Genomic DNA, 3,318 nt, shown 5'->3' with positions numbered 1-3,318 from the left:
CCACCGGCGCCAGCGGTTGCGCCGGGCCCGGCGCCGGCGCGGGCCGTCGGGCCAGGTCGCCGAACCCCCAGCACGACGCCACCGCGCACCCGCCCCTGCCCACATCATCAGGGGAGCGGGAAGGGCAGCTCGAGACCGTCGAGGCTGCGTCGGCACGGGCAGGTCGCCGTCGCGTCCGACTCGTAGGCCGGCATCTGCCCGATGGCATCGCGCAGGATCCCGGTGAGGTGCTCGACGTTGGTGGCGAAGACACGCAGCACCTCGTCGTGCGTGACCGCCTCGCCCCCTTCGACGCCCGCGTCGTGGTCGGTCACCATGGCGATCGTCGTGAAGCACATCGCGAGCTCACGGGCCAGGGCCGCCTCGGGCATCGTCGTCATGCCGACGATGCCGAACCCGGCCTGCTGGTGCATGAGCGACTCTGCGCGAGAGGAGAACCGGGGCCCGTTGATGACGACCAGCGTGCCGTCCGGGACGACCTGGAGCTCGGAGAGTCGCGCGGCATCGATTGCGACCTGGCGTCCATCGGGGCAGTACGGCTCGGCGAACCCGACGTGGACCACCGGGCCCTCGGCCTCGTAGATCGTGTGTGCCCGCCCCCAGGTGCGGTCGACGACCTGGTCGGGGACGACGATGGTGCCCGGCCCGTGCTCGGGCTTGAGCGACCCGACCGCGCAGGGGGAGAGGATCTGGCGGACCCCGACGGCCCGCAGCGCCCAGAGGTTCGCTCGGTAGTTGACGCGGTGCGGCGCGAAGCGGTGGCCCTGGCCGTGGCGGGCGACGAAGGCAACGCCGCGCCCCTCGACCTCACCGATGACGAGGGGGTCGCTCGGACGCCCGAACGGTGTGTCGACCTCGACCGTCTCGTAGTCGTCGAGGAACTCGTAGAGGCCGGACCCGCCGATGACGCCGATCTCGGCGCGCGGGCCCGGAGCGAGTTCGGCGGGCACGGCCGGGACGGCGGGGTCGGACAGGGTCGTCTGCTCGGTCGTCTGCTCGGTCGTCATGGCAGGAGCCTAGGCCGGGCAGCGGGGCCGCCGGACGGCATACGTCCTCGGGTGGGGACAACGTCCCCCCAGCTCAGGTGGCTGTGGACGACGAGCTGGTCGACGAGGTCGACGTCGTCGACGACGGGGTGGAGGCGCTCGACGGCGTCGACGAGGTGGACGTGCTCGGGGTGGTGCTCGAGCCGGACGACGTCGTGGACGCGCCGTCGAGCTTGTCGCCCGAGCTCGAGCCCTCAGCCGGCGTCGAGGCGGACTTGGCGGTCGCGCGCGAGTCGGTCTTGTAGAAGCCCGAGCCCTTGAAGGCGATGCCGACGGGGTGGATCACCTTGCGCAGCCGCGGTTCGCCGCACTCCGGACACACCGTCAGGGAGTCGTCGGTGAACGACTGGCGGATGTCGAAGGCGTGTCCGCACTCTTGGCACGCGTAGGAGTAGGTGGGCACAGGTGAACCTCGGACGTCGAAGGGGGAACAGGCCGAGGGTCAGTCTACGGCCAGCCGGCGAGGCGCCCGCCGCGGCTGATCTCCCGGATGCGCCGCTCGGTGCGCTGCTTGACCCTCGAGGTCGTGACCACGAGCAGCCGGTCACCGTGGCGGATCGTGGTGTGTGCGTCCGGCACGAACCCCTCGCCGCTGCGCACGACCAGGGTCACGTTGGCCCCCTTGGGCAGGCGCAGCTCGAAGACGGCGACGCCGTGCAGCCGCGACTCGGCCCCCACGGTGACCTGGATGACGTCGGCGCCGATCTCCATGAGCGAGGTCGACTCGAGGTCGACGTCGACGGAGTGGACCTGCTCGGTGAGCCCGAGGCGCCGCGCCACCCACGGCAGGGACGGCGCCTGCACGATGGTGAAGAYGACGACGAGCATGAAGACGAGGTCGAAGATCCACTCGGTGTCGGGCGTGCCGACGACGAGCGGCACGGTGGCGAGGACGACCGGCACGGCTCCCCGCAGCCCCGCCCACGAAAGGAAGACCTGGTCGCGCCAGGGCACCTTGAACCACGACACCGACGCCACCACCGACAACGGGCGTGCGACGAGCAGCAGCACGAGACCGATGACGATCGCGGGGACCAGCTGCTCGTCGAGGCGTCGTGGGTCGGCGAGCAGGCCGAGCAGCACGAACAGCCCGATCTGGGCGATCCACCCCATCGCGTTGGCGAAGCTCTGGAACGCGACCCGGTTGGGCAGGCCCATGTTGCCGAGCAGGAGCGCCGACAGGTACGTCGCGAGGAAGCCCGACACGTGCAGGGCCGCGCCCACGGCATACGCCAGCACCGTGAGCGCGACGACCCCGATCGAGAAGAGCGCGGAGGACGCCCCGGCGACGCGGCGCAGCACCTGACCGCCCAGCCAGCCCACGGCGCCGCCGACGATCGCGCCGCCGGCGAGCTCGACCGCCGCGTGCAGGACGAGGACCCACCAGGGGTCGGCCGTGCCGCCGGGCACGCCCTGGGCCGCGAAGGCGACGACGAGGATGACGACCGGGGCGTCGTTGAAGCCGGACTCGGCCTCGAGCATCCCCGACAGCCGCTTGGGCAGCGGCACGTTGCGCAGGACGGCGAAGACCGCCGCCGCGTCGGTCGAGGTGACGATGGCGCCCACGAGCAGGGAGATCGTCCACGACAACGGCAGGAGCGTGTGTGCCGCCACGGCGACGACGAGAACCGACACCACCACGCCGAGGGTGGAGAGCACCGCTGCCGGCGCGACGGAGTCCTTGATGTTGACCCACGACGTCGACAGCCCGCCCTCGGCGAGGATGAGCACCAGAGCGGCATAGCCGAGCACTCGCGTGACAGAGGCGTCGTCGAACTGGATGCCGGCGCCGGCGTTGCCGAGGGCCAGGCCGATGCCGAGGTAGATGAGCAGCGACGGCAGGCCCGAGCGCACCGACAGGCGCACCGCCGCGATCGCGACGAGGAGCACGAGCGACCCGACGAGGAGCACGCGCGTCAGGTCGTCGAGGTTCATGGTCGACGACGTGATGAAGGCGAGTGCAGGCAAAGGGCAGCTCCTCGGGTGTGGTGGCAATCCAACCATCCCGGCTCACGCCGCCGGGGGGCGGTCCGTGACTGCGACGGACGTTTGTCGTCGGTTCGGCAACGATGTGTGGCGGCACCGGTCGGGCTGCGGTCCGCGCTCTGGACGGTGGCCTAGGCTCGTCGCGTGTCACGGTTGAAACGCGCCCGTCGGATCGTCCTGCTCCTCACCGTCCTCGTCGTCATGGCGGTGGTCGCGGTCGGGATCCTGGCGATCGGTGTCGTGCGGCAGTCCTTCGCGGAGACCTCGGGCCAGCTCGCGATCGAGG

The 3,318-nt window shown here is 71.4% G+C and carries 3 protein-coding genes; all 3 read right to left on the bottom strand.

Features of this window, described 5'->3' with window-relative positions; genetic code table 11:
- Positions 1-107: 107 nt before the first annotated feature.
- The gene (locus AC1DP0_RS19935) at positions 108-1,007 is read right to left on the bottom strand and encodes an S-methyl-5'-thioadenosine phosphorylase (RefSeq protein WP_478087947.1); all 900 of its coding nucleotides are present in this window, start codon (positions 1,005-1,007) and stop codon (positions 108-110) included.
- A gap of 73 nt (positions 1,008-1,080) precedes the next feature.
- A complete protein-coding gene (locus AC1DP0_RS19930) occupies positions 1,081-1,449 on the bottom strand; it encodes an FmdB family zinc ribbon protein (RefSeq protein ID WP_478087945.1) in 369 nt (122 codons plus the stop codon).
- 44 nt (positions 1,450-1,493) lie between these two features.
- Positions 1,494-3,014, bottom strand: coding sequence for a potassium/proton antiporter (locus AC1DP0_RS19925; RefSeq protein ID WP_478087943.1), 1,521 nt, complete (start codon positions 3,012-3,014; stop codon positions 1,494-1,496).
- Positions 3,015-3,318 lie beyond the last annotated feature (304 nt).

This window comes from Terrabacter sp. P5_B1 (assembly GCF_056400505.1).
This window is presented reverse-complemented; position numbering and strand designations above follow the sequence as displayed.

What these genes read in the sequence shown, in the direction of transcription:
- AC1DP0_RS19935 (WP_478087947.1), bottom strand. Translation starts at nt 1,007, where the DNA reads ATGACGACCGAGCAGACGACCGAGCAGACGACCCTGTCCGACCCCGCC.